We start from the raw sequence: 237 nt of genomic DNA, 5'->3' as shown, positions 1-237 counted from the left end.
GCACCTGGACCAGTTGCCGCCCAATGGGCAGCACAGGGTTCAAGGAAGTTAGAGGATCCTGGAAAATTATCGCGATGTCGCGACCGCGCACTTTTCGCATCCCAGCTTCGCTGAGCTCCATCAGGTCCTGGCCGTCAAACTCGATCTTGCCACCTGCCCGTTTTGCGATACTGATCGGGAGTAAGCCGATGATGCTCCTCGCAAGTATGGACTTGCCAGAGCCTGACTCTCCCACAA

1 protein-coding gene is annotated in these 237 nt (G+C 56.5%); it reads right to left on the bottom strand.

What is annotated here, in order from left to right:
• The coding region (locus Q5L94_RS14130) for an ATP-binding cassette domain-containing protein (protein ID WP_317498978.1) at positions 1–237 on the bottom strand (237 nt) is incomplete at both ends.

The organism is Idiomarina sp. Sol25, assembly GCF_033052775.1.
Lineage (GTDB): Bacteria > Pseudomonadota > Gammaproteobacteria > Enterobacterales > Alteromonadaceae > Idiomarina.
The sequence above is the reverse complement of the archived record's forward strand: the minus strand, read 5'-3'. Positions and strand labels throughout refer to the sequence as shown.